A 26,175-nucleotide genomic window follows, 5' to 3' on the forward strand; every position below is an offset into this window, starting at 1 on the left:
CTTTTCTAGTTAATTAGACTCATTTTGTTGCAATTTCCATTGTAAATAAGCATAGATAAAATCATCCAAATCCCCATCCATTACCGCTTGACCATTACTAGTTTCATAATTAGTTCGATGGTCTTTGACCATCGTATAGGGATGAAAAACATAGGAACGAATTTGTGAACCCCAACCAATTGCGGACTGTTCACCCTTAATTTGGGCTTCACGTTGTTTTTGAGCAGCTAATTGCTTTTGGTAAAGTTTAGCCTTCAGCATATTCATCGCAGTTTGACGATTTTGTAATTGTGAGCGCTGAGCTTGTGAACTGACTACAATTCCTGTCGGCAAATGGGTAATTCTTACCGCCGAAGAAGTTTTATTAATATGCTGTCCGCCGGCACCACTGGAGCGAAAGACGTCCACGCGCAAATCGTCGGGATTAATCTCTACTGTAATCGTATCATCTAATTCCGGCATTACTTCTACAGAAGCAAAAGAGGTATGTCGCCGCCCAGCAGCATCAAAAGGAGAAATTCTTACTAAGCGATGGACACCATGTTCAGAGCGCAACAATCCGTAGGCATTATGGCCTTTAACCATCAAGGTAACACTTTTAATCCCTGCTTCTTCTCCTGTTTGATAGTCTTCTATTTCAACTTGAAAATGATGCTGCTCTGACCACCGTTCATACATCCGGAGCAGCATTGCCCCCCAATCTTGGGATTCTGTTCCTCCGGCCCCAGGATGAATTTCCACGATAGCATTATTGGCATCGTAAGTTCCACTTAATAATAGAGCTAATTCGTACTGGTGCAAATCACTTTCCAAAGTATGCAAATTCTGACTCAACTCCGCAGCTAATTGATGATCGGAGGAATCCTCCTGTAAAAGTTCTAAAGCCACAGCAGCATTTTCTTGTTCCTCTTGTAAATGCATAAAATTATCATATTTTTCTTTATCTTGATTCGTCTGTTTAATTAACGTTTGCGCCTTTTCTGGCTGTTGCCAAAAATTAGGCTGAGCCATTTTTTGCTCATTAATTGCAATTTCTTCCTTTAGATTATCTAAGTCAAAGAGACCCCCTGAATTGTTTAATTTTAGCAGCCGTGGCTGCTACTTTATTTTTCATTTCAGCTAATTCCATTTATCTTCTCCTCAAACAAATAAGTCTTTTTTAAAATTAAAACTGTGACAATATAATCATCACAGTTCTTATTTTATAATTATATAAATATATCTGCATTATCTTTGCACGTTTTGTCGAATTTCGGCTTTCATAAAGAGGCGTGTAACGTCATATTCAATATCAGCAATCATTTGTTCAAACATTTTGAAACCTTCTTCTTGATACTCAACCAACGGATTCATTTGCCCATATCCCCGTAAACCAATAGATTGGCGCAACTGATCCATTTCATCAATATGATTGGTCCAATGTTCGTCGACAACCCGCAAGATAACGACTTTTTCAAATTCCAACATTTGCCCATCATTTTGCAATTGTTGCCGTTTTTGTTGATAGTTATCCAACACAAAATTTTCCAGCATTTGATAAATTTCTGTTTGTGATTTTTCATTGAGATCACTACGCCGCATTTGCGAAGGACTAATTAAAGTCGAAATAGCAAAATCATAAATTCCATCTAAATCCCAGTTCTTGGTATCGCCATTAATTCTAGAATCAACTTGACTTTTGATAGTTCTTTTAATCATATCCAGCAAAATAGTCTTCAGGCTCTTCGTTTCCGTAATTACCTGCATTCTTTGCTTATAAATAACTTCCCGCTGTTCACGCATAACATCATCATATTGTAAGGTATTTTTTCTTGTATCGTAGTTGTTACCTTCAACGCGCTTTTGGGCCGCTTCTACCTGCCGGCTTAACATCCGACTTTGAATGACTACATCATCAGCACCACTGCTATTTTGCACCCATCTGCGAGCTTTTTCCGAAGCAAAACGTTTCATTAGGTCGTCTTCAAAAGACATATAAAAGACTGTTTCTCCAGGATCACCCTGTCTACCAGAACGTCCCCGCAACTGGTTATCAATTCGCCGCGATTCATGACGTTCAGTGCCTATAACACATAAACCGCCCAGTTCTTTAACACCGGGTCCTAATTTAATATCAGTACCACGTCCAGCCATATTAGTAGCAATAGTCACTGCTCCTCTTTGTCCAGCTTTAGCAATAATTTCCGCTTCTTTAGCATGGTTTTTAGCATTTAAAACTGCATGAGGAATATGCTCTTTATCTAGACGCTGCGACAAATATTCTGAAGTCTCCACGGCTACAGTCCCTACCAAAATCGGTTGCCCTTTAGCGTGTCTTTTCTTAATATCATCCACAACCGCATTAAACTTACTTTTTAAATTTATATATAACTTATCGGGATGATCCACCCGTGCAACAGGTTTATTGGTAGGAATGACAATAACTGCCATATTGTAAATTTCACGAAATTCTTCTTCTTCTGTTTTCGCAGTACCGGTCATGCCGGCTAACTTATCATACATTCTAAAAAAGTTCTGATAAGTAATATTAGCCATAGTTTTGGTTTCATCTTGAATTGGTACACCCTCTTTAGCCTCAATGGCTTGGTGCAGCCCATCTGAAAACCGCCGACCTTCCATGACCCGTCCCGTAAAGGAATCGACAATCATAACCTTTTTATTAGTGACCACATAATCTTTATCTTTATCCATAATAAAATTGGCCCGCAAAGCCTGATCAATATGATGATTTAATAAGGTATTATCAATATCATACAGATTTTTTAAACCAAAAGTTTTTTCACCTTTTCGAATACCGCTTTCAGTTAAGCCAATAGTTTTGGTCGGCCAATCAATCTTATAATCATCGGGTACTAAGCTTTTCGCAAAACGGTCGGCGCGCAAATACAGCGCTGTTGACTGTTCGGCTTGCCCGGAAATAATTAAAGGCGTCCGCGCTTCATCAATTAAAATCGAGTCTACCTCATCGACGATAGCATAATTTAATGGACGTTGAACCATTTGCTCTTGATAAACCACCATGTTATCCCGTAAATAATCAAATCCCAATTCGCTATTAGTGGAATAAGTGATATCACAGTTATAAGCTTCCCGTTTTTCATCAGGAGATTTAGAATTTAAATTCAAACCAACAGAAAGTCCTAACCAATTATATAAACGTCCCATTTCTGTAGCATCACGTTGTGATAGATACTCATTAACAGTAACAACATGGACCCCTTTACCTGTCAGAGCATTGAGATAAACCGGCAAAGTGGCTGTCAAAGTCTTTCCTTCACCAGTCTTCATTTCAGCAATATTACCTTCATGCAAAGTAATACCACCAATTATTTGGACATAAAAGGGATATAATCCTAAAACTCGTTTAGCGCCTTCACGAGCCGTCGCAAAGGCTTCAGGTAAAATATCATCAAGAGTTTCTCCTTGTTGCAGGCGTGCTTTGAATTCAGGCGTCTTAGCCTGCAGATCAGCGTCGGAAAGTTTGGCATATTCGTCAGCGTAAGCGGCCACTTTATCAGCTGTTTTACTCATACGCTTAACTTCGCGCTTATCACTTTCTACCCATTTTTTAATTGGATTTACCATTTATTTAAATCTCTCCTGTACTTTTACATATCTACAATATCTTATCATTTTAACACTAATAATCAAACTAATATTAATTAAGACAGTCAAAAAAGTGGTTGGAATCCAAATAATCCCAACCACTAATCGCATGAATCTTATTCACCGGTTTCAATCAAACCATAGCGACCGTCATTTCTTTTATAAACGATACTAGTTCCATTAGTCTCAGCATCCTCAAATACAAAGAAGTTATGACCTAACATATCCATTTGTAAAACTGCCTCTTGGGCATCCATTGGTTTTAGGGATACATGTTTTGTCCTTACAATTGACAAATCATCAGATTTCTCAGCTTCTTCGTCACTAGGGCCAATTAAATCAAAATCTTTAATTCCCTTTTCCCGCGATTTGCGATTAATTCTGGTTTTGAATTTACGAATCTGACGTTCTAATTTTTCGAAAACAATATCAATTCCCCGATACATATCCGGATCTGTTTTTTCTGCTCGTAAAATTAGATACGGAAGCGGAATTGTTACCTCTACTTTGGTACTTTTATTACCATAAACTTTTAAATTAACATGAGCAATCGGATTTTCCGTATCTTTAAAGTATTTATTTAAATTATTGAGACGCTTGTTAATATAACTTTTAATAGCATCGGTTACTTCAATATTTTCTCCTCGAACATTGATCTTTAACATCAGAAACGCTCCTTTAAGGTTATTAGGAATTGAGTAAAGAAAAATAGGGCTTTATAGTAAGTTTTCTGTTAATTTTAAAATAACTAACCACAACAGAAACTTTATCATCTCAAATCCTTCACTTCTATTATAATTTTTTTTAGAAGGAACAACAACATAAATAATTATTATCGCGCCAAAGAAAGCGAAACCAACTTTCCGGTATAACCTTGTTGACGTAAGCAATCATGCACATGAAAAATGGTTCTTCCCGTAGTATAAATATCATCTAAAATAGTAATTTGTTGAGCCTGCAGTACCGAAGTATATTGCGAATTAAATTGTAAAAATTGTGGTGCTTGCATTCTTTCCTGGCGACTCTTTTGTGCTTGAGCTTTTGTTGTAGGCAATTTAATCAAAGCCGGTGTTAATTTTACTATTTCGCTAAACAAGCCCCATACCGGGTCAAATTGACGGCTTTGCCAATGTTGAAAATCACTGGGGACATAAATAAAAGGCGGAGAAAAATGACGCAAGGCTCGTAATAAATAAGGCTGAAAAACTAAACGTAAATGATAATCCCCATAACGCTTATAACGTTTAAAATAATCATGCATCGCTGTATTATACTTAAAGAGTGCTCGATGCTGAAAGTTGGAATAACCCTGCTGTTGCCACATTTGACAATCCTGACATTGTTTAATACTGCCACTTCTGCCACATGTAGGACAGCAAGGTTTTCTAATCAACTGAAATTCGGCCCGACAGCGTTGGCAAAGATAATCCGGCATTAATTTTTTCCCTGCTAAAATTTCCTGAGGGCGCAGTTCATGAATTATCGTACTTTGACATAAAAGGCATTTACTAGTCATGATTCAGCTTCCTGATTTGGCAAATAGCCTGGTTAATGGCTTGAGTGTATTTCTCAGCAAAAAATATTACTTGATTATCACTATGTTGCGCACTTCGCCCCGCCCGACCGGCAATCTGTACTAAGGTTTGGGTATTAAAGCGAGGTGAATCAGCTTGCCAAACTATTACATCGATATCAAAAAACGTAACCCCGCGTTCCAATACTGTAGTAGTTACTAAAGCCTGCCATTTTCCTTCACGAAAGGCTTGTATTTTAGAACCCCGCCAGGGATCTTTTGCATGAACAAAAGTTTGTTTTAACTGGGGTAGCTGCTTTTTGATTAATTGGGACAATAATTCTGCCTGACGAATACTTGAGACAAATAATAAAAAGCGCTGCTGAATTTGGGTCAAATTGTTTAAGCAGCGGCGTAATTGCCGGTTAAGTTTACCTGCACGTTGAGTATAAATTAACCGAAATTGCGGTTCCGGTAAATCCTGTCCATGAAAACGCCGATTCAATAAACTATAATTTAACTGCTGGTGAGCAATTCGCTGTTGATATTCCCAACTCGGAGTCGCTGACAAATAAATAAGGGTATGTCGAAGTTTCAATGCTTGTCGTACTGCTTGATGGAGCATTAAGTTATTAACATAGGGATAGGAATCACATTCATCCAAAACTAATAAATCAAAGGCTTGACGAAATTTTAATAATTGATGAACCGTACAGATTAATATTTGCGTATAATGATAAATTTCCGCTCCTTGACCATGAAGTAAGCAGATACTTACCGCTTTAAAGGCTGCTTTAATCCGCGGATATAATTCATTACAAACATCAACACGGGGTGCAACTAAAGCAATTCGGTCACCTTGCACTACAGCTTGAGCAATCATTGCAAATAACATTTCCGTTTTGCCGCTACCAGTAACTGCCCAGACTAAATGTTCCTGTTTTTGTTGATGAACCTGACATAATTTTTGCGAAATCTGTTGCTGCTTGTGCGTTAAAGTTCCTGTCCAAGTTAGCGGCGCTGGCGGTATTGAAAAATTATTTTGTTCAGGATAAGCTAAAAGATAATCTTGATTAGTTAATCTGCCTAAACCCAAACAGGCCGGACAATAAAATAATCCCGGATAAATGGTATAGACACTTTGATCATTAATCATTTGACAACGCTGGCAACAAAATTGATTATTAGCCAAACGAATAAGTGCCGGAAATTTGTGATCATGCTGATCTGCAGCGGTCGTAACTATTAAACGTCCCGACAAATTTTCTTGCTGACTCAAAATATCACCCAGTATTTAATTACAATAACAAAGGAGAATCATTCTTATCAAAACTTATATTACAATAAAAAAAAATTATCAACATGAGTTGATAATCAAAAAATCCCGCTTTATTACGCATTTGGCTCGAGTAGATACAGTTTTAAAAGCAGAAAATTTCATTCAACAAATTAAAAAACAAGAAGCTAGTGCTACTCACAACTGCAGTGCTTATTTAATTGGCGAGCGCAATCAGTATCAACACGCTAATGACAATGGTGAACCATCCGGCACTGCCGGAGTTCCTATGCTTCAAACTTTGCAGCAAATGCAGGTACAAAATGTGGTAGCGGTAGTTACCCGTTATTTTGGCGGCATTAAACTGGGCAGTGGTGGTTTAATTAGAGCCTATCGTAATAGTGTCTCTCAAGCTATTAATGCAGTGGGACGTGTCCGCGGAATTCCAAAACAAGAATTAATTATTACAATTAATTATAAACAGCTAGATATTCTCCAATACTGGCTGCAACAAGAACAACTGCCGCTCCAAAATATCGCATATACTGAGCACATCACTGTGAATACTTTGGTTTCCCCAAATCAAGTTTCTACAGTTAAAACAACCTTAAATAATTTGTTTCACGCTCAGTTGCCCATTAAATTAGGAACAACTACTTTTCAGGAAGTACCATTGGCAGACGATTAATGTTTTTCTAAACGTTTCACCAAATGCTGAATAGCGTGTAATAAGGGTTGGCGATTTTCCCCTACTAAACCGATTGATTCTACAAATAATTCTAAACCGATCACCACCGCGATTGTTAAAAGAATTCCACCCCAAAAAGATGATACCGGATATAACAAAGCTATAAATGAAAACACCAATGATAAACCATAGATAACTAAAACCGTTTGGCGATGAGATAAGCCTAGCTGCATTAAGCGATGATGCAAGTGATGCCGGTCGGCCTGCGAAATCGGCCTATTGTTCAAAAAGCGGCGTAACATAGCATAAACTGTATCCGTGATAGGAACTCCTAAAATTACAATTGGAATAATTAAAGAGACAAAGGTAACATTTTTTAGTCCCTTTAAAGAAAAGACAGCAATCATAAAGCCGATGAACAAAGCACCGGTATCTCCCAGGAATATCTTGGCTGGATGAAAATTATGCGGCAAAAATCCTAATAATGAAGCTACCATAGCAAAAATCCAGATGGAAACATAAGTATCGGTCGTCGTTAAAAAGAAATAACCGATTACGCCCATGGTAAATAACGCAATAATCGAAACTCCCGTGGCTAAACCATCTAAACCATCAATTAAATTGACTGCATTAGTAATCGCTAAAATCCAAAAAATTGTGACCGGTAAACTAAGCCAGCCAAGTTGAAAACTCCCAAAAAATGGTAAAACCACATAGGTCATCTTAATCCCGGCCAAAAAATAAACCACCAAAGACGCAATAAAAATTCCCAACATTTTTTGTGCCGGTTTCAGTTCACGAATATCATCAATTAAACCAGTCAAAATTATAATGCATTCTGCTAAAAAAACACTAAATAATTCATGAGTAGGAAATTGGGGGCGCAGCAGTACAAAAGTCGAAAAAGTAAATGATAAAAAGATCGCCAATCCTCCGACTGTGGGCATGGGCTTTTTGTTAACTCGGCGCGCATTCGGATTATCAACTGCTCCCAGTACAAAAGCTAATTTGCGCACGAAAGGAGTGATTATTGCTGCAATAATCATTGTAAGAAATAATTTGACGATAATATTAAACATGTGTAGCAAACTCCTTTCACATAATATGAATTATAATAGTTAGCACAAATTTATACAACTTTTCTCAAATTATTTACACTAAAAATGCTTATGCCTTATTTGGCATAAGCAATTTTTCTAATTTCTCTAATTACTGTTACTTTGATATGTCCCGGATACTCTAACTCTTTTTCAATTTGGTTTTTAATCTTCCGAGCTAAAATGGTAGCCTGATTATCTGTTATTTTCTCAGGTTTGACCATCACTCTAATTTCCCGTCCAGCTTGAATTGCATAGCAATGATCAACGCCATCATAGCTATTAGCAATTGTTTCCAATTTTTCCAGACGATGGATATAATTCTCCATTGATTCAGAACGAGCCCCTGGGCGAGCAGCAGAGATCGCATCTGCTGCTGCCACCAGAGTTGCGATCATCGAAGTTGGCTCAACATCACCATGACTAGAGGCAATAGTATTAATTACTACTTTGGGTTCTTTGTACTTAGTAGTAATATCAACACCGATTTCCACGTGTGAGCCTTCAATTTCGTGATCTAGAGCTTTCCCTATATCGTGTAACAATCCTGCGCGTTTCGCTAAAGTCTCATCTTCTCCTAATTCAGCAGCCATTGTACCAGCTATTTTGGCAACCTCAATCGAATGACTTAAGATATTTTGGCCATAACTAGTCCGAAAATTAAGACGACCGACAATCTTGATTAAATCCGGATTCATATTATGAATTCCTAAATCATATACCGTCTGTTCTCCTAATTCTCTAATTCTGGTATCCATTTCTTTTCTAGCTTTATCAACTGTTTCTTCGATCCTGCCCGGATGAATCCGCCCATCGGCAATTAATTTCTCCAAAGTTAATCGTGCTATTTCCCGACGAATTGGATCAAACCCGCTTAAAGCTACCGCCAAAGGAGTATCATCAATAATAATATCAATACCTGTTAATGATTCAATTGTTCGAATATTACGGCCTTCGCGGCCAATTATCCGTCCTTTCATTTCTTCGTTAGGTAAAGCTACAGTTGTTACAGTAGATTCAGAAACTGTATCAGCAGCCGATTGTTGAATGGCCTCGACGATTAATTGTTTCGCCTGTTTTTGGGCATCCTGTTGCGCTGCTTGTTCACTGGCCCGAATCATCTGCGCTTTTTCTTGAGTTAATTCATTATCCAATTGATTTAATAAATAATTGCTGGCCTGTTCATGCGTCATTCCCGCAATTTCTTCCAGCTTTTGCTGCTGTTTTTCTAAGGTAGAAGTGACTTCTTTTTGTTGATTCTCTAACTTTTGCTCTGTACTATCAATTTTTTCTTCGCGCTTTTCTAAAGAATGTTCACGTTGATCCAACGAGTTGTCCTTACGATCTAGGGTTTCTTCTCGTTGTAACATTCTGTTTTCTTGCCGTTGAAGTTCTTTGCGTCGTTCACGCAAATCATCTTCTTGTTGCTGACGATACTTATGGCCTTCTTCACGAGCCTCAATCAGGATTTCTTTTTTAGCTGAAGCAGCTTCTTTTTTTGCTGTTGCCAGAATATTTTCAGCTGATTGTCCTGCTTGTTTTAGGCTCTTTTCATAAGCACCCTTCCGCACAAAAAAACCGATTACAGCACCAATTATTAGCATCAAAACTGCGACCGCGAGGATAGCGAGACTAAATGACATTTGCTTACCTCCAAGTCACATTGTACTAGTTTGGTTTAAAAAATTTTATGGTACACAATAATATTATGGTTTCTTGGACTAACTGTCAACGATGTTTACCTAATAAAAAAGAAGAATCATTTAAGATTCTTCTGGAGTTGCAGTTTTATTTGTAAGAGGGGATGATTCTTTTTTCTTTTTAGTTGCAGAAGCACTCTCCTTCTGGTTTTCACTGGCCTCATCCATGCCATAAGCTGCTCGAACCTTTTGCCGAATTTCTGATTTTATGTTGGGATGTTCATCCAGATATTTCTTGGCATTTTCACGACCTTGACCAATGCGTTCATTATTATAGGAATACCAAGAACCACTTTTATTAACAATATCTTTGTCGACACCCATATCAATAATCTCGCCTGTTTGGGAAATTCCCTTACCATACATCATATCGACCTGAGCTACTTTAAAAGGCGGGGCTACTTTATTTTTCACTACTTTAATTTTCACACGATTGCCAATAGCTTCAGAACCATCCTTAATTTGTTCAGCCCGTCTTACTTCCAAACGAATAGTAGAATAGAATTTCAATGCCCGCCCGCCAGGCGTAGTCTCCGGATTACCAAATACTATTCCCACTTTTTCACGGATTTGATTAATAAATAAAGCAATAGTCCGTGTCTTGTTTAAAGTACCTGATAACTTACGCAAGGCTTGAGACATCAAACGAGCCTGCAAGCCGACATGAGCGTCGCCCATTTCACCATCAATTTCTGCACGGGGAACTAAAGCTGCTACTGAATCAATAACCAAAATATCAACAGCGCCACTGGATACTAAGGCATCAGCAATTTGCAAGCCCTGTTCGCCGGTATCAGGTTGAGATAATAATAAGTTATCGATATCAACTCCTAAAGCTGTGGCATAGGCGGGATCCATCGCATTTTCAGCATCAATATAGGCCGCTGTCCCTCCATTTTTTTGAACTTCAGCGACTGCATGTAAAGCTACTGTGGTTTTTCCAGAACTTTCCGGACCATAGATTTCGACAATTCTTCCCCTTGGAAATCCCCCTACGCCTAAAGCATTATCAAGCGCTAAAGATCCGCTAGAAACTGTCGAAATTTGTGTCTGGGCACTCTCACCCAAGCGCATAACAGCGCCTTTACCAAAATCTTTTTCGATCTTTTTTAAAGCAATATCTAAAGCCGCCTGCCGCTCATCTTTTGCCAAAAAAATACCTCCCTTTCGAACGTACGTTCTCACAAACAATATTATAACTCATCTGTAATCATAATGAAAGCAGCGACTACACTTTTCTGCCGAACGTCATTGCGGGAACCAGAAAAATGAAATTGCTGGGCTTTTAAACTATTAGGACCTTTAACTGCAATCCACACGGTGCCTGCCTGTTGTCCTTCTAAGGAGTCAGGTCCGGCAACTCCGGTTAACCCCACTCCCCATTCACTATGGATAAGGTGTGCACTTTGTTGTGCCATTTGTTCAGCTGTCCAACGGCTCACTACTCCATAATGTTGTAATTTAGCAATCGGTAAGTTTAAAAGTTGAGCTTTCATTTCTAACGAATAGGTAACAAAGCCGCCCTTTAAAACTGCCGAAGCTCCCGAAATTGCGGCTAAAGTAGCTTGAAACAAACCGGCAGTTAAGCTTTCAGCTGCTGTAATAGTCTGGTGATGCTGGGTTAAAGAATGTACCGTCTGTTGGAAAAGTGGTTGATAAGCTGTTAACTTAAAAGGTTCTTTGCTTGCTATTGCTGTAGTAAACTGTTGAATTAATTCATGCATAAATTTCACCTTCATTTTTAATTACAACTAATTATAAAATTTTTACAACTACTTTAAACAAAAAACGAGTCCTTTCATCTTTGCAGATTCAAGATCTCGTTTCCAATAAATTATTTAAAATCTGAGTAGTACTGTTTATTTTGCACCAGATAGTCATAAGCAGAATAAACAGTGAATATCAAACAGATATACAGCATAATTGTTCCAAAAGGCAGATGCCAATAACTGAAGATCGGGTCATTTAACAATAAAAAGACAATTGCTAACATCTGGGTAGTAGTTTTTATCTTTCCCGGCATTTGAGCGGCCATAACCTGCCCGCCTTGTTCTACTATTAGTAATCGCAAGGTGGTAATTAACAATTCACGACAAGCAATAATTGCAATTACCCAAGCAGGTGCTTGCTGATGAGCGGCCAAATAAATAAAAGCTGTCAACACCAGCATCTTATCGGCCAAAGGATCCATAAATTTCCCAAAATTAGTAACCAAATGCCGGCTACGGGCAATTTTACCATCGGCCAAATCCGTCAGTGCTGCAACTACAAAAATAATAGCCGCAATCAAATATTCCCAAGATATCGTAGTTCCCAAAAATTGTACTTGTCCCAAATGAAAATTAATAGACATAAAAATCATAAATATTGGGATTAAAATAATACGAACAAGAGTTAACTTGTTAGGTAAATTCATTAATACTACTCCTTAATCGTTAGCGTATAAGTGTGCACAGTTCCAGTCTGATGTTCGGAAACAGGTAATTGCTCATCATTAATATAAACCTGAGTTGCCGGTGCGTTACCAGTTTTAATTTGCACTTCATTAATATCATTCGGTAAATCTATGCTCTGACTACTTTGGGCATTAATCACACCTTGCCATAAAGCTTGACTTTGATTATTGGTGCTAACGGTTATCCAAGCATTGGCGGTTGTTGCATTTAATTTTAAAACATGATTGCTGACACTTTGCCAATTATGGGCAATAAATTTATCACTTTGTGTCGAATCAGCTTTGAGAGACAATTTTTTCTGAACCGCAGCAGCATTTTTCTTCTTGGAAGAAGTTTGCGATTTTGCTTTTGTCTGGGCTTTCTTTTTGGCCTTATCAGTCTTAGCTGGTGCTTGTTTAACTTGCGTTGTTCTCGGAATTTGCTGGCTATTTTGTTGATGAGCTCTAACCATTACAAATCCCACTAAACAAACAATAATAATGGCTGCCGCTAAAATTCCTATCTGTGGCAGATGGTTACGAATATTATTCCACAAAGTTTCTTTTTTAGGTTTTGGCGGTGTAACAGGTACTTCTTCTGGCTGCACCCGTGGAATTTCATTACTATACTCTTCTAGCAAAGCCGTACTATCTAAGCCAACACTATCAGCATATTGCTTTACAAAAGCTCTAACATAAAAATCTCCTGGCAATTGGTCAAACTTGCCCTCTTCAATCGCCGCTAAATAACGTTTTTGAATTTTAGTTTTCTTTTGTAAATCATCAATCGTATATCCTCGCTCAATTCGAGCACTCCGTAATTTTTCTCCTATTTCACTCATTATCAAACCACCGTCATTTATTTAATTTGAGTATAACATAATCTTTCAAATTTATTCTAGCCAACCGCCAGTAATATATAAGGTTTGGCCTGTTAAATACTGAGATTTCTTATTCAACAAAATTTGAACCCAATAGCTAATATCTTGCCCCTGCGCTAGTCGACCAGTAGGAATTTGCGTTCGCAAATCTTCTAAATTAGCTGGTGAAAATTGATCTAACATTGCTGTAGCAACCGCACCAGGGGCTAGAACATTAATGGTAATACCTAAACTGGCAATTTCCTGGGCATAAGCTTTGGCAAAAGCTGATAAGGCACCTTTAGTCATGCTATAAGCAACCTCCATTGCACTACCGTGTTTGCCATAGACAGACCCAATTAAAATAATTCTTCCCGCTGTCGCATGAGCTAATTTTCCCTGCAAACGCTGAATTATCAACAGCGGAATGCGGACATTAATATTTAACAATTGGGTTAACTTCTCACTGGTTAATTGGGAAAACAACCCATAAGTTGTTGCTCCTTGAGCAGCAATAAGAGCATCCAAACTAAAAATACTCTCTACGACCTTGTCTACAGAATTCTCCTGTCGAAAATCAGCCGAAATAATCAAAAAATCCTGTTGAGGATATTTTTGCTGCCATATTTTTACTTTTTGCTTTAATCTTTCTAAATGCCGATTACCTTGTAAATACAAAGACCAGCCCTTTTTTGCCAAATCCGCACTGATTTGCTGACCAATCCCACCACTAGCTCCTAAAATTAAAGCCCATTTCATTCATTTACTCCGGATATAAAATTGTTTTGGTTAAATTGGCTGACTGTAAAACCTCCAGCGCTAAACTCTGTAAATCGCTCACTTGAATTTGCCCTAAAAGTCGCGGGACTTGATTAATGGCTACCCCATAAAAATCCAACTCGCAAGCTTCAGTAGTCAAATTTTCCAAATAATCTTGGGCAAACAGATAAGCCCCAATACTATCACGACGAATAAGTTCTAAATTATCAACGGTTAGCTCTGAGCAATATTGCTGCTGTATCAAATACGACTCTATTTGAGCTAGCAAAGCTTGGGGATGTTGACTTTCACCGCTAATAAGAATAAAAGCATATTGTCTTTCAACTACTACATTATACCCAAAAGAATCATCAATCAAACCCTCTTTAATTAAATTTTGATGAAATTTTGACATATCACCTAAAATGAGCTCTAACAAAAGGTCCAGCTGGTTTTGTAATAAGATCATTGCTGATAAATTTGCAGCTTTTGGAGTCACTCTAATGCCTACCATAAAATGGGGTCTTTGAGCTTTAAAAGAAAGCACTGCTTGAGAGTGAACGACCGCTTTTCGCGGTGCCAATCGTAACGGAACCGTTTCTTGGCGCTTGGTCAATTGTTGAAGTGCAATATTTTTATCTAAAGCTTGATTAATTGCTGCTTTAACCTCAGAAACATTGACTTGACCGGCAAGATATAGCCGTAAATTACTGGGAACATAATACTGTTGATACGTTTGTTGCAGCAGCTGGGGGGTAATTTTTTTAATAGACTGGATACTGCCCGCAATATCTTGAGCAATAGGATCTTGGGGAAACAGATTATTTAAAGTAGTCTGCTCAATCATCCAATCCGGCATATCAGCATACATTTGAATTTCCTGATTAATAATAGCTTGCTCTCGGGCTACATTTTCTTTGGTAAAATACGTCTGACTAATCAAGTCCAAAAGTGTAGCTACATTTTCTGCAACATGACCGACACATTTAAACTGAAAAGCTGTCTTCGTATAGCTAGTAAAAGCATTCGTCTCGGCTCCAAATTGTGCAAAACGCTGATCGCTATTATAGGTGGGCTTTGCAAACAACTTATGTTCCAAAAAATGAGCAATACCAGCAGGAAAATCAGCTAAAGTATCAACTGAACCAAAATCTACCATGACCAGGGCATAAGTTTGATTAAATTGTTGATTTATTAAAGCGCGGACTGGGAAATTTAATTGACTATCAATATCTTTAATTTCTAAATTATTCATGAAAATACTTTTACTCCTTATCTTGTCCGATTAAATAATAACCAGCTATTTTGTGCAGCTGTTGAGTAGCAGCTTGCACGTCAGCCAGTTGAACTCGCTTGATTTCTTGAATATATTGTTGATCATCGATAATGGCCTGCGGATTCAAGGCTTTCAGTAAAAGCCGATTAGCAGAGACGGCAATAGTATCTGCCAATTCCAAGCGTTGATTAATGAGGGCCAATTGAGCATGGTGCAATAATTCGGTCAAATTTTCCTGAGTTAAGCGCACAATTTGTTGTTTTATTAAAGTTTCTGTCAAAGATACTTGAGAACCGTCAACACCGGCTTGAACATAAATAAGTTGTTGATAGGTATTAACATTACTATAAATAGAATAAGCCAGGCCATGATGTTCACGAACCTGTTGAAATAATAAAGATTGATCATCACCGCCGAACATCATATTTAAAACTTGCAAAACGGACCAGCGGCCAGAGGTTTGATAGGCTAGAGCCAGTTGACTTTGCTGTAGCGGTTCGATTTTAGTTTGCTGCAAAGGCTTTGGCGAATTACTCTTCAAATCTTTAATTCGAAAAGCAAATTTTTGTTGCCGCGGACTAAAATTCTGTAAGGCAGTTAAAACTTTTTGCACGGTTTTTGTAGACACTGCCCCGACGAGCGTAACAATAATTCGGTTATTTTTTAATAAGTTATCATATTGCTGACGTACTTGAATGGGTGTTAACTGTTGCAATTGCTCCAGAGTCCCAAAAGCAGGAATTGCTAAGTCTCTAACATTTTGATACACAAGCCGTCTTAAAGCCAAAGAAGCTTGTAAAGGGTAATCATCAGCGATGCTTTCATAAGCATGGTTTAAATTAACTTGTTCTATTTTAAAAGCATTCGCAGCAAACTGCTGTTGTTGTTCATCAAGGTTGGGCCGCCACAAACAATTCCATAACAGTTGTTGGGCACTTTCAAAAATCTCCTGTTGTTGATATTCCAAAGCTGAACTGATAGCTACTGATAAGATATTAAGGTTTTGTAAAATCGTTGTTCTGGCGACTAATTCCGCACCATATAATCCGGCTAATTGGCGAGATAATAAAGCTTCAGTGGGCCATTCAGCACTGGAACGTTGTAGTAAATTAGCTAACATTTTTCGAGCGGTGGTTTCTGGTAAATGTTGTGGCGTCAAAAAATTGACTTCTAAACGGGCAATATGGAATTTAGTCGTCGGCAACCACCATAATTCCACTCCCGGAGCTACAGTAAAAGTATGGATTTCACTCATCTTGATTGTCTTTTTCACCTGGCTTTTTAATTAAAACTTTTCGCGGTTTAGCCCCACGCGCTGGGCCAACAATACCGCGTTGTTCCATATAGTCTACTAAACGGGCCGCTCTATTATAACCGATCTGAAAATGCCGCTGCAACATTGAAACACTTGCTTTTTGTTCTTGAGTAACTAAAGCAATAGCTGAACGCCAATATTCATCATCAGGTTCCTTCTTTGAATTTTCCGCAGCTTCATTATCACTATCTGTCGGGATCATATCTTGATCGTATTTTACAGTTTGCTGAGCACTGACAAACTTGACTATTTTTTCAACATCGGCCGAGGAAATATAAGCTCCTTGAATACGTTGCGGTTTAGATTGACCCATCGGTTCAAACAGCATATCTCCGCGACCTAACAATTTTTCAGCACCCGGAGCATCCAAAATAGTTCGCGAATCAACATTGCTGGAAACTGCAAAAGCCATTCGCGAAGGAATATTAGCTTTAATTAAACCAGTAATAACATCTACAGACGGTCGTTGCGTCGCAATAATTAAATGCATCCCTGCAGCTCGCGCCTTTTGCGCCAAACGCACAATCGAAACTTCCACTTCATGTCCCGCTGCCATCATCAAATCTGATAATTCATCAATAATAATGACAATATAAGGCAATTTTTCCAGGGGTGAATTATTTTTGTTACTATTATTTTTTTCCACGGCTTGATTATATTCTTCAATTTTACGATGGCCGGTTTTTTCAAAGAGCCGATACCGCCGCTCCATTTCACTAACAGCTTTTTGCAGCGCAGAATTGGCTCGTTTAGCCTCGGTTACTACAGGAATTAACAGATGAGGAATTCCGTTGTAGACACTTAGCTCCACCATTTTAGGATCAATTAGAATTAGTTTAACTTCACTAGGATGAGCCTGCATTAAAATGCCTGTAATAATTGTATTAATAGCCACCGATTTACCACTGCCCGTAGATCCCGCAATGAGCAAATGCGGCAAGTGGGTTAAGTCACACATCGCAATTTGGCCATAAACATCTTTTCCCAACGGCACAGCCAAAATTTGGCCCGGATGGGGCGGTTCATGCTCTACCACATCTCGAAAAGAAACAATAGAAGGTGTCTTATTAGGCACCTCAATTCCGACATAGGGTTTACCCGGAATTGGTGCTTCAATTCGAATATCTTTAGCTGCTAAGGCTAAAGCTAAATCATCTGCCAAATTGACAATCTTACTAACTTTGACCCCTACAGCAGGCTGAACTTCATATTTCGTAACTGTGGGTCCTAAAGTAGCTTTTTTGACTTCAACTTGAACTCCAAAACTATCTAATGTTTGTTTTAATTTTTGGCGATTAGTAGCAATTAAATGGTATTCATCAGTTTGATCAGTTTCTGGAATGGCAGTTAATAAATCTACTGTGGGTAATTGATAATCGTCATCATTCTGATTACCAGCTGCTGTTGTCCCAGAGTCTTCTTTAGCACTAGTTACCTGAGTTGAAGCTGTGGGCTGAGATTTTGGTAATTCAATTTGAAACTCATCAGTTTGCTCCGCAGCAGTAGTTTCTATATCCGGCATTGTTGGCTGAGTAAAATCATGCTTCGATGTTTGCTCTGGTACTTTTGCGTCCGGATCACTTTCTCTAGCAGTATGGTCACGATGCCTTTGTCTAACTGCACCTATGAAGTGGTATAAATTATGCCCCCATTTTCGGCAGCTATTAATTACCTGTGCTAATCTAATATTACAGATCAACAACAAACCAATGATGGCGAACACCGAACTTATTAAAAAAGTCCCTAATAGCGAAAATAAAGGTTTAAAGATGCTGAATAATAAGGCTCCTAACATGCCGCCACCCACATCGGTTGCCACTTGATTATTATGCAGATCACTTAAAAGCAAACGCCAAGAAACTCCCAGAATATCATTATTTAAAGCCAATTTTTGAAATAGTAAAGCCTGCATAATGGTTAGGATACTAATTGCTAAAAGTAAAAAGCCCAAATAAAATTTAAATCCTAAAGCGGGCATTTTCCCTAATAAAAACAGCAAAATTCCAAAAATAAATAAGATTATAGCCAAAACCTGAAATCCATTACCGGCCACAATTCGATAACAATTGGCCAAAAAGCGTCCTACCAAGCCGCATTTTAAACCTGCTAGAATTGAAACAAAAACTAAGAATAAGCCCAAGATGTTAAGCGTATAATTAGTAGAATTTGTTTTTTTGCGTTGGGAATTTTTTCCCTTTCTTTTTCGCTTAGTTGCCATTTCCGTCTCCTACTTTAATAGTCCAATTTATATTATTACATAAGATTGTTGTTTACTATAATTTGGAAACTCTTTTTAAAACTTTTTTAAGACGTGTTAGAATTTTACTTAATCTAAAAAAGCCGCACAAATGCGGTTTTTATTTTCTAATTGTCAGATTTAACTTATAACTAATTCAAAGAACTTAGCGTTTATTTTGCTAATAATATTTTAAGTCTTGATAAAACTGGGGCCTTAAGTATCAACAGACCTGCCAAATAAATGGATATTCCTGCTGCTACCTCTACAAAGAAGGTCAAAAGGGTAAATTTCCAGTGTAAATGTAAATAAAAAACAATTACAAACATTATCAGACCAGCAAAGAGATATTTCCAAAATTCATTAAACAAAAAGCGTAACGGTAACTCTTGACGAATAGCGTACAGCTGATAAAAGGCTACTGCAAATTCACAGACCACAGAGACTATCATTGCTCCTTGGGTTTGAAACAAAAGAATTAAGGGAACATTCAGAACAATACTGATCAGAGCTCCCAAAAGTACAGAATTAGTATAAGTCCGATTTCTACCTAGCGGAATCAAATATTGATTTCCAATGACGCTGGTCCAAGTCACCGGTAAAATTAATAAAGTTTCTATTATCATCAAATAAGCTACTGGACTATAACCAGCTCCCAAAAAACTGGGTACAAATTTTAAAGAAACTGCTGCAATGCCAAACATCAACGGTACTGCCAAAGCACTAGCAAAATCAAAAGATAATTGAGTATACTTATTAACTTGTTTTATGTCACCATGAATAAAAGTGTTAGCTACACGCGGCATCATCACTGTTGCCAAAGAAGTCCCCAAAGTTAACACGGCACGAATAGTATTATCAGAATAAGTATAAAAACCTGTAGCTTTCACCGAAACTAACCAACCAACCATTGTTTTATTTAAAATTAAGTAAATTTGCATAGCCACTTGCGGCAAAAATAAAGCCAAAGAAGGTCGTAAATGCTGCCAAATTTGTAGTTGACGCCATTGAGGCCAGTTAATATAGTGCCGTAAATACGGAAATAAGGCTAAATTACCTAGCAATTGCGATAAAGATAAAATAAAAATATAAATGATTACATCGTTTTTCGTCTTCACTAAGGTAAAGATGAATAAAATAGAGAAAATTTTAACAATCACATTACGTGAAACGGTAACCTTAAAATTCTCTACTCCCATAAAAAACCAAGATATATCTAACGCAGTTGCTATAATTAAAATTGACTGCATCAAATAAGCCCCTTGATATGTATGATTAAAATAAACAAAAATGTAAAAACTACTTAATGCAACTAAGGTCGTTAAACACCGTAGTAAAAATATTTCCCAAAAAGCTTGGGAAACTCGTTGTTTATTATCTCGTAAATAAGCAATCTGCCGATTACCATAAAGTGTTATGCCTAGACTTCCTAACAAAATAAAATATTGTGTATTAGCACTGGTCAAATAATTAATCCCGCTACCGGTAGGACCTAATACACGTGAGATATAGGGCATGGTAATTAGCGGCACAATGAGAATAAACAGTTGGTAAAACACGTTATAAAGATAATTTTTAATTAGTTGCAAATTAATTACCTACGAATTATTTTTTTCGATTCAGACATTTTTTTAAGGCCGCTGGCCACTGAGGCAGTGAAAAGCCGGCAGCTAAGACCTTATCGAGGCTTAACAAAGATCGACGGGGGCGATATGCTGTTTGTCGATATTGCTGTGATGTAACCGGCACAACTTGGACAGGCTGGTTTTTTAAAATCTCTTGGGCAAATTCATACCACGAACAGCTGCCGGCATTAGCCAAGTGATAAGTACCGAATTGCAGAGCATGCTCCCAAGCAAAAACCATAAATTCAGCCAACGTTCTGGTCCAAGTAGGTCGCCCAAATTGATCGTTAACCACCGTAATTTCAGGTTGCGACTTAGCTAAATGCAACATTGTTTGAACAAAATTATGACCATATTGACCAAAAAGCCATGATGTGCGAATTATATAATACTTGTTTAATATCTGTCTAATATGTTGTTCACCAGCTAATTTGGCTTTTCCATATTCATTTTGGGGATTAGGTTGATCCTCAATTTGATAAGGCGTTGGCTGCAATCCGTCAAAAACATAATCAGTACTTAAATAAAATAAGGTGGCATTCAGATTTTGAGCTGCTTGAGCCAAGTATAATGTTCCTAAATCATTAATTTGCCAGTTTAAATTTTTCCCCGGATCTTGCTCGGCTGCATCAACGTTAGTATAAGCGGCACAATCAAAAATAATTTGTGGCCGCCATTTTGATAAATAATTCATGATGGAATTTTTGCTGGTGAGATCCAATTGTTGTGAATCAGGAGACAAAAACTGTAAATTTTTACTTTGTAATAGAATCTGTAATTCTGTCCCTAATTGTCCACTGGCGCCAATAATTAAAACTCTGCTATTGTCCATTTTTTTGATACGCACTTTCTACGGCTTTTTTCTCGGCTCGCCACCATGCTTGATGACTACTATACCAATCAATTGTTTGCTGCAACCCGCTTGCAAAATTAGTAAATTGCGGCCGCCAGCCGAGCTCTTGTTGTAATTTAGTAGCATCAATCGCATAGCGTAGGTCATGTCCGGGTCGATCTTTTACCCAGTCAAAAGCATTTTGAGGTTGATGCATTAATTTTAAAATCAATTGTAAAACTTCCAGGTTGCTTTTTTCACCATTAGCACCAATTAAATAAGTTGCTCCGATTTGTCCGCGATTTAAAATAGTCCACACAGCGCGGGAGTGATCTTGGGTATGAATCCAATCACGGACATTTTGCCCATTACCATATAATTTAGGACGCAAGCCGCAAAGGATATTGGTAATTTGGCGGGGAATGAATTTTTCAATATGCTGATAAGGACCATAATTATTAGAACAATTGGAAATAGTTGCCTGTAAACCAAAAGAACGTACCCAAGCCCGCACTAACAAATCTGAGCTAGCCTTAGAGGCAGAATAAGGACTACTGGGATTATAACAGCTTTTAGTAGTAAATTTCTCCTTGGGACCTTCCCCATGGTGAGGCAGATTTTTACGTAATGGTAAATCTCCATAAACTTCATCAGTGGAAATATGATGGTAACGAATTTTATATTTACAGCAAGCCTGAATTAGAGTATAAGTGCCTACAATATTAGTTTGAATAAAAGGATCCGGATTTCTTAAAGAATTATCATTATGAGTTTCAGCAGCATAATGAACTACAGCATCTACTTTGGAGACTAATCTTTCTACTAAAGATTTATCGCAGACATCGCCTACTATTAAATGTACTTTATTTGATGGTAAATCGGCCAGATTAGCACGATTACCCGCATATGTCAGTTTATCCAAGACCATTATTTGTTGTACTTGCGGCTGGTTTTGAATTAAGTAATGTACAAAATTAGAACCAATAAATCCAGCTCCACCAGTTATTAAAATTTTTCGATACATTAAATTTCTCCATAAATAAAAGGATTATTTTCTAAAAATTCACTTAAGCTGGGCTGATGCGCATCTTTAGTTGAGACGATCACTTGTTTTAAGTCAACTGGCCATTCAATATTGAGCTGCTCATCACGATAGGAAATTCCGGCATCGGCTTGAGCATCATAATAATTGTCACATTTGTATAAAAAATTAACATTATCCGTTAAAGTGACAAAACCATGGGCAAAGCCTTTGGGAATTAATAATTGGCGATGATTAATTTCTGACAAAAGATAGCCCTGCCATTTTAAATAGGTAGGTGAACCATCACGTAGATCGACAATGACATCCCAGATCATTCCACTCACTACCCGCACTAATTTGGTTTGGGCTGCTTGACCATTTTGAAAGTGTAAACCTCGTAAAATACCTTTTTTACTGGACCAAGAATGATTGTCTTGAACAAAACTATAATTAATTCCCCCAGCTTGAAAATCGCGTTGCGAATAAGCCTCCGTAAAGAAACCTCTTTGATCACCAAAAACTTGAGGTGTCAGTAATTTAACATCTTGTAAATCAGTTGTCTCTATTTTTAATTGACCCATTATTATTTTTCACCAACCTTAATAAATATTGACCATAATCAGTTTGTTTTAATGGTTGTGCCAATTTATCTACTTGTTCTGAAGTAATATATCCCATTCGATAAGCGATTTCTTCTAAACAAGCCACTTTTAAATTTTGATTATGTTGAATAGTTGCAATAAAGTTACTGGCTTCTTGAAGCGAATCAGGCGTTCCCGTATCTAACCAAGCATAGCCGCGGCGCAGAATCTCAACCGATAATTGCCCTTGAGCCAAGTAATATTGGTTTATGCTAGTTATTTCCAATTCACCGCGGTCTGAAGGCTGCACTTGAGAAGCAATATCAACTACTTGATTATCATAAAAATATAATCCCGTAATCGCATAATCACTAGCAGGATGCTGTGGCTTTTCCACAATTGATTGCACCTGCTTTTTAGCATCAAATTCTAAGACCCCAAAACGTTTCGGATCTTTGACATGATAGCCAAAAACTGTTGCTCCCTGATTTTTTTTGGTACATTGCTGTAATAATTTAGATAAGTCACTCCCATAAAAAATATTATCACCTAAAATTAAACAAACAGTATCTTTGCCGATAAAATTTTTACCAATAATAAAAGCTTCTGCTAATCCACGTGGAGTTGTTTGCACCGCATAACTGAGATTTATTCCCAAGTACTGGCCGTCAGTCAACAATTCTTGAAAGCGCGGCAAATCTTTAGGAGTAGAAATAATCAAAATATCGCGAATACCAGCCAACATTAAAACTGATAAGGGATAATAGATCATAGGCTTATCATAAACGGGGAGTAATTGCTTGGAAATCACTTTTGTCATTGGATAAAGCCGGGTTCCTGAGCCACCAGCTAAAATAATACCCTTCATTATCAATCACACCTTCACAATCAAAATTGTTAACAAAAGTAACCAGAATCAATGTGTGTATTTTTTAAATTTTTGCCATATATCGTATAAGTAATCATATAAGCGAGCATAATTTAAACTTAGTTTAAAAAGCCTTTTTTAAGTAGCCTATTTTCCAAACCGAATCATTTAAATCGCCAAATCGGCGTGATCCTCTCAAAGTGGGCTGAGTTTCTAGCTGATATAAAGGTGCAAACATCGTCTTACTATCCAGATTAATATAATCAGCTATAGAATTATTATTAAATTCCGACACAAACTTTAAAGCTCCCTCTTGCACAGACTGGCTAAACTGACTTTGCTTATTTTGTTGATTGCCACATTTCAAGCTGTCCTGGCTTGTCTTGAGAGTATGGTTACTCACAAAGTCAATTAAAAATTTAAAATCTTGTAAGTGACAAACAAATAAATCTTGATAATTCTTTATGGTGCTAATCTTATCGAAAGTTGATCTTAGTAACAACTTAGGCATTGCTCAAACCTCGATTATTGAAGGATTTCAATCTATAACGGATAGTCAATTTAATTCGTTAAAGCAATATCTAGAGTAGCAATATTTCCAAGAATAGATTCAGCTCCTATTTTATTATTTAATTCAAAAAAAATTAAATGAAAACCATTTCTCCCAAAATTCTAATAAGTCCAAATTTTAAATAACCATTTTTTAGAATTATAAATATTCGAACAATTTTATTCTGATGTTTCATAATATTGAGATAATTATTAATAATTTCTGTACTTTGAGAGTTGAAATTATAATTATCTTGTAAAAATTGAGCTTGAATAAAAGTATCATTCAATGATTGCTTAACCTGTTTTAAATTCCCTAACTTCTTTATTAGATCTACTAGTACATTTTTAATACCGACTAAATTATCTTTATGCTGTCGATAAAGAACAGTCGCTTGTGGTATAAAAATAATTTGACCAGAACAATTGGCGATGAGAGCAATAAACCAATCATGCATAATAGCTTTAGTAAAATCAGGTTGAATAATTTTCATTAAAGCTTTATTCCAAACCATCGTACAGCCAGTAACATTATTTTGAACTAAGAGTCTTTGCAATTTATGATTAAAACCATTAATTTTACCCATTTTTACAAAAGAACGATTAATCAATTTTAAATTTTGGTCTACGACCGTTAGATCAGTATGTACTAATATCGGTGGCTGCTGATAAATTAATGGTTGTATACTTATCGCTATTTTATTGTTTTTCCAAAAATCATCTTGATCACTCAACATAAAATAATCAAAATCATGGAGGCAATTGGCTTTAACGTAGCTAATCAGATTGGCAAAATTAGTTTTAACTCCTCGAACATCATGATCGTTTTTGATTAATAATATTTTTTGGGGATAAACTGCCTCATAATCGTGAATAATATCCAGGGTATTATCAGAAGAGTGATCATCACTAATAAATAAAACAAAGTTTTGATATGTTTGCTTCAAAATAGAATTAAGCTGTTGTTTAAGGTACTTGCTACCATTATAAGTTGCCATCAAAATAGCCACTTTACCACTATTATTCTCCATAAAAGCTCCTTATGTTTTTAATTAAATCCGAAAGGCTACATATTTAATGGCACTTCGAATAATTAAACTCGGAATTAAGTAAAACAATTTTTGAGAAATTAAAAAATCCAATTCATATTTAACTAATTTTATACCTTCGGATGTTGCACCTCCAAATTGTTTTCTAATCCAGGGATACTGCTTATGAAAATTACTAATTTTACGATAACGCTTGTAAAGCTGGTAATAGTTCAAACCTTGGTTATGAATACAAGTAGCCTGAGCACAGTAACCAATACTATACTGAGCCTTAATCGCCAAGGATGCCATTAACATATCTTCAGAAAAATTAACCTTTTCCGGAAAATTACCTAGTTTCAGTAAGATATTTTTATCATATATTGCAAATGCATCAGAAGAAAAAACAGTCTTTAAACCATAAAGTTTGCGGTTTTGCCAATTTTTTATTAAAGAGGTATCAGAATAATTAAATTGACGATCTAATGCATTTAACCAGCCCACTACCTGAGGGTCACTGCGTTGTTTCCCATAAGCAAGAGCCATATTACGATTTGAGCGAATAAATTCCAAGATATTTTTCAGTGCATTTTCTTGTAAATATACATCTTGAGATAAAAAGACAATATAATCGCAGTCAGAAAGTAAATTAACAGCTATCCTTCTTACTTTACCATGTGTAAAAGTTATTCGCGGAATAGTTTTATATTCAAACCCAGCTTGCTGAGCTAGTTGAATGGTATTGTCAGTTGATTCACTGTCAATAATTAATTTGCGTAATTCAAAGTTTCCAGCTTGCTGATTAACCATACTGATAGTTTTTTTAAAATTAATTCCGGGATTAAGAGTAGGTATAAATAAGCCAATTTTTAACATTATTAATATATACCCCTTTTATTGAGATAAAA

Annotated in this window: 24 protein-coding genes; 1 reads left to right on the forward strand and 23 read right to left on the reverse strand. The window is 37.0% G+C overall.

Annotation, left to right across the window (positions count from 1 at the left end; translation table 11 throughout):
• Nucleotides 1-9: 9 nt before the first annotated feature.
• From prfB to JG29_RS05880, 5 genes are all read right to left on the reverse strand, one after another.
• Nucleotides 10-1,129, reverse strand: a protein-coding gene (prfB, locus tag JG29_RS05860) for a peptide chain release factor 2 (protein ID WP_232297092.1) whose coding sequence is annotated in 2 segments (ribosomal slippage) — nucleotides 10-1,056 and nucleotides 1,058-1,129 — 1,119 coding nt in all. Because the reading frame shifts where the segments join, the coding sequence is not laid out codon by codon here.
• Nucleotides 1,130-1,227: 98 nt separating this feature from the next.
• On the reverse strand, nucleotides 1,228-3,585 hold the full coding sequence (secA, locus tag JG29_RS05865) for a preprotein translocase subunit SecA (RefSeq protein ID WP_045923030.1): 2,358 nt from the start codon (nucleotides 3,583-3,585) through the stop codon (nucleotides 1,228-1,230).
• Between the two features lie 137 nt (nucleotides 3,586-3,722).
• Nucleotides 3,723-4,271, reverse strand: a complete 549-nt coding sequence (gene hpf, locus JG29_RS05870; protein WP_045923031.1) for a ribosome hibernation-promoting factor, HPF/YfiA family — start codon at nucleotides 4,269-4,271, stop codon at nucleotides 3,723-3,725.
• A 167-nt stretch (nucleotides 4,272-4,438) separates the two neighbouring features.
• Nucleotides 4,439-5,122, reverse strand: a complete 684-nt coding sequence (locus JG29_RS05875) for a ComFC family protein (RefSeq protein WP_052696320.1) — start codon at nucleotides 5,120-5,122, stop codon at nucleotides 4,439-4,441.
• Entirely contained in the window at nucleotides 5,115-6,398 is a 1,284-nt protein-coding gene (locus JG29_RS05880; RefSeq protein ID WP_052696321.1) for a DEAD/DEAH box helicase family protein, read from the reverse strand. The genes JG29_RS05875 and JG29_RS05880 overlap by 8 nt, the downstream gene beginning before the upstream one ends.
• Nucleotides 6,399-6,456: 58 nt before the next feature.
• Between JG29_RS05880 and JG29_RS05885 the strand changes: the two genes are divergently transcribed.
• Complete coding sequence (locus tag JG29_RS05885) at nucleotides 6,457-7,083, forward strand: YigZ family protein (RefSeq protein WP_282432006.1); 627 nt, start codon at nucleotides 6,457-6,459, stop codon at nucleotides 7,081-7,083.
• Here the strand turns inward: JG29_RS05885 and JG29_RS05890 are convergent.
• The 18 genes from JG29_RS05890 to JG29_RS05975 form a co-directional block, all read right to left on the reverse strand.
• Entirely contained in the window at nucleotides 7,080-8,162 is a 1,083-nt protein-coding gene (locus JG29_RS05890; protein WP_045923033.1) for a glycosyltransferase family 4 protein, read from the reverse strand. The two genes, JG29_RS05885 and JG29_RS05890, sit on opposite strands and share 4 nt — an antisense overlap.
• A gap of 95 nt (nucleotides 8,163-8,257) precedes the next feature.
• Nucleotides 8,258-9,823 (reverse strand): ribonuclease Y, encoded by a 1,566-nt coding sequence (gene rny, locus JG29_RS05895; protein ID WP_045923034.1) that lies wholly within the window; start codon nucleotides 9,821-9,823, stop codon nucleotides 8,258-8,260.
• A 120-nt stretch (nucleotides 9,824-9,943) separates the two neighbouring features.
• A complete protein-coding gene (recA, locus tag JG29_RS05900) occupies nucleotides 9,944-11,032 on the reverse strand; it encodes a recombinase RecA (protein WP_045923035.1) in 1,089 nt (362 codons plus the stop codon).
• 41 nt (nucleotides 11,033-11,073) lie between these two features.
• The gene (locus JG29_RS05905; protein WP_052696323.1) at nucleotides 11,074-11,604 is read right to left on the reverse strand and encodes a nicotinamide-nucleotide amidohydrolase family protein; all 531 of its coding nucleotides are present in this window, start codon (nucleotides 11,602-11,604) and stop codon (nucleotides 11,074-11,076) included.
• Between the two features lie 110 nt (nucleotides 11,605-11,714).
• Nucleotides 11,715-12,296 (reverse strand): CDP-diacylglycerol--glycerol-3-phosphate 3-phosphatidyltransferase, encoded by a 582-nt coding sequence (pgsA, locus tag JG29_RS05910; protein ID WP_045923036.1) that lies wholly within the window; start codon nucleotides 12,294-12,296, stop codon nucleotides 11,715-11,717.
• Nucleotides 12,297-12,301: 5 nt separating this feature from the next.
• Complete coding sequence (locus JG29_RS05915; RefSeq protein WP_045923037.1) at nucleotides 12,302-13,156, reverse strand: helix-turn-helix domain-containing protein; 855 nt, start codon at nucleotides 13,154-13,156, stop codon at nucleotides 12,302-12,304.
• Nucleotides 13,157-13,207: 51 nt separating this feature from the next.
• A complete protein-coding gene (gene ymfI / locus JG29_RS05920) occupies nucleotides 13,208-13,933 on the reverse strand; it encodes an elongation factor P 5-aminopentanone reductase (RefSeq protein WP_045923038.1) in 726 nt (241 codons plus the stop codon).
• Nucleotides 13,934-13,937: 4 nt separating this feature from the next.
• A complete protein-coding gene (yfmH, locus tag JG29_RS05925) occupies nucleotides 13,938-15,188 on the reverse strand; it encodes an EF-P 5-aminopentanol modification-associated protein YfmH (protein WP_052696324.1) in 1,251 nt (416 codons plus the stop codon).
• Nucleotides 15,189-15,198: 10 nt separating this feature from the next.
• A complete protein-coding gene (locus JG29_RS05930) occupies nucleotides 15,199-16,482 on the reverse strand; it encodes a M16 family metallopeptidase (RefSeq protein WP_156961639.1) in 1,284 nt (427 codons plus the stop codon).
• The gene (locus JG29_RS05935; RefSeq protein WP_045923040.1) at nucleotides 16,457-18,742 is read right to left on the reverse strand and encodes a DNA translocase FtsK; all 2,286 of its coding nucleotides are present in this window, start codon (nucleotides 18,740-18,742) and stop codon (nucleotides 16,457-16,459) included. The genes JG29_RS05930 and JG29_RS05935 overlap by 26 nt, the downstream gene beginning before the upstream one ends.
• A gap of 191 nt (nucleotides 18,743-18,933) precedes the next feature.
• Entirely contained in the window at nucleotides 18,934-20,349 is a 1,416-nt protein-coding gene (locus JG29_RS05940) for an oligosaccharide flippase family protein (protein WP_045923041.1), read from the reverse strand.
• A 16-nt stretch (nucleotides 20,350-20,365) separates the two neighbouring features.
• Nucleotides 20,366-21,217, reverse strand: a complete 852-nt coding sequence (rfbD, locus tag JG29_RS05945; RefSeq protein ID WP_045923425.1) for a dTDP-4-dehydrorhamnose reductase — start codon at nucleotides 21,215-21,217, stop codon at nucleotides 20,366-20,368.
• The gene (gene rfbB, locus JG29_RS05950) at nucleotides 21,207-22,241 is read right to left on the reverse strand and encodes a dTDP-glucose 4,6-dehydratase (RefSeq protein ID WP_045923042.1); all 1,035 of its coding nucleotides are present in this window, start codon (nucleotides 22,239-22,241) and stop codon (nucleotides 21,207-21,209) included. Before rfbB ends, rfbD begins: the two co-directional genes overlap by 11 nt.
• Nucleotides 22,241-22,822 carry a dTDP-4-dehydrorhamnose 3,5-epimerase gene (gene rfbC / locus JG29_RS05955; RefSeq protein ID WP_045923043.1) on the reverse strand — a complete coding sequence of 194 codons (582 nt, stop codon included), beginning with the start codon at nucleotides 22,820-22,822 and terminating at the stop codon, nucleotides 22,241-22,243. Before rfbC ends, rfbB begins: the two co-directional genes overlap by 1 nt.
• Nucleotides 22,794-23,690: a glucose-1-phosphate thymidylyltransferase RfbA gene (gene rfbA, locus JG29_RS05960; RefSeq protein WP_045923044.1), complete on the reverse strand. Its 897-nt coding sequence runs from the start codon at nucleotides 23,688-23,690 to the stop codon at nucleotides 22,794-22,796. The genes rfbC and rfbA overlap by 29 nt, the downstream gene beginning before the upstream one ends.
• A gap of 124 nt (nucleotides 23,691-23,814) precedes the next feature.
• Entirely contained in the window at nucleotides 23,815-24,201 is a 387-nt protein-coding gene (locus JG29_RS05965; RefSeq protein ID WP_045923045.1) for a hypothetical protein, read from the reverse strand.
• A 133-nt stretch (nucleotides 24,202-24,334) separates the two neighbouring features.
• Entirely contained in the window at nucleotides 24,335-25,270 is a 936-nt protein-coding gene (locus tag JG29_RS05970) for a glycosyltransferase family 2 protein (RefSeq protein ID WP_045923046.1), read from the reverse strand.
• Between the two features lie 21 nt (nucleotides 25,271-25,291).
• Complete coding sequence (locus JG29_RS05975; protein WP_045923047.1) at nucleotides 25,292-26,143, reverse strand: glycosyltransferase family 2 protein; 852 nt, start codon at nucleotides 26,141-26,143, stop codon at nucleotides 25,292-25,294.
• Between the last annotated feature and the right edge of the window lie 32 nt (nucleotides 26,144-26,175).

Source organism: Bombilactobacillus mellis (assembly GCF_000967245.1).
GTDB lineage: Bacteria > Bacillota > Bacilli > Lactobacillales > Lactobacillaceae > Bombilactobacillus > Bombilactobacillus mellis.

Coding starts and splice junctions, on each gene's coding strand:
- rny (WP_045923034.1), bottom strand. CDS start 9,823: ATGTCATTTAGTCTCGCTATCCTCGCGGTCGCAGTTTTGATGCTAATA.
- hpf (WP_045923031.1), bottom strand. CDS start 4,271: ATGTTAAAGATCAATGTTCGAGGAGAAAATATTGAAGTAACCGATGCT.
- ymfI (WP_045923038.1), bottom strand. CDS start 13,933: ATGAAATGGGCTTTAATTTTAGGAGCTAGTGGTGGGATTGGTCAGCAA.
- rfbC (WP_045923043.1), bottom strand. CDS start 22,822: ATGGGTCAATTAAAAATAGAGACAACTGATTTACAAGATGTTAAATTA.
- JG29_RS05875 (WP_052696320.1), bottom strand. CDS start 5,122: ATGACTAGTAAATGCCTTTTATGTCAAAGTACGATAATTCATGAACTG.
- JG29_RS05970 (WP_045923046.1), bottom strand. CDS start 25,270: ATGGAGAATAATAGTGGTAAAGTGGCTATTTTGATGGCAACTTATAAT.
- JG29_RS05890 (WP_045923033.1), bottom strand. CDS start 8,162: ATGTTTAATATTATCGTCAAATTATTTCTTACAATGATTATTGCAGCA.
- JG29_RS05905 (WP_052696323.1), bottom strand. CDS start 11,604: ATGCATGAATTAATTCAACAGTTTACTACAGCAATAGCAAGCAAAGAA.
- yfmH (WP_052696324.1), bottom strand. CDS start 15,188: ATGAATAATTTAGAAATTAAAGATATTGATAGTCAATTAAATTTCCCA.
- JG29_RS05975 (WP_045923047.1), bottom strand. CDS start 26,143: ATGTTAAAAATTGGCTTATTTATACCTACTCTTAATCCCGGAATTAAT.
- JG29_RS05965 (WP_045923045.1), bottom strand. CDS start 24,201: ATGCCTAAGTTGTTACTAAGATCAACTTTCGATAAGATTAGCACCATA.
- pgsA (WP_045923036.1), bottom strand. CDS start 12,296: ATGAATTTACCTAACAAGTTAACTCTTGTTCGTATTATTTTAATCCCA.
- secA (WP_045923030.1), bottom strand. CDS start 3,585: ATGGTAAATCCAATTAAAAAATGGGTAGAAAGTGATAAGCGCGAAGTT.
- rfbD (WP_045923425.1), bottom strand. CDS start 21,217: ATGGACAATAGCAGAGTTTTAATTATTGGCGCCAGTGGACAATTAGGG.
- JG29_RS05915 (WP_045923037.1), bottom strand. CDS start 13,156: ATGAGTGAAATAGGAGAAAAATTACGGAGTGCTCGAATTGAGCGAGGA.
- JG29_RS05935 (WP_045923040.1), bottom strand. CDS start 18,742: ATGGCAACTAAGCGAAAAAGAAAGGGAAAAAATTCCCAACGCAAAAAA.
- rfbA (WP_045923044.1), bottom strand. CDS start 23,690: ATGAAGGGTATTATTTTAGCTGGTGGCTCAGGAACCCGGCTTTATCCA.
- rfbB (WP_045923042.1), bottom strand. CDS start 22,241: ATGTATCGAAAAATTTTAATAACTGGTGGAGCTGGATTTATTGGTTCT.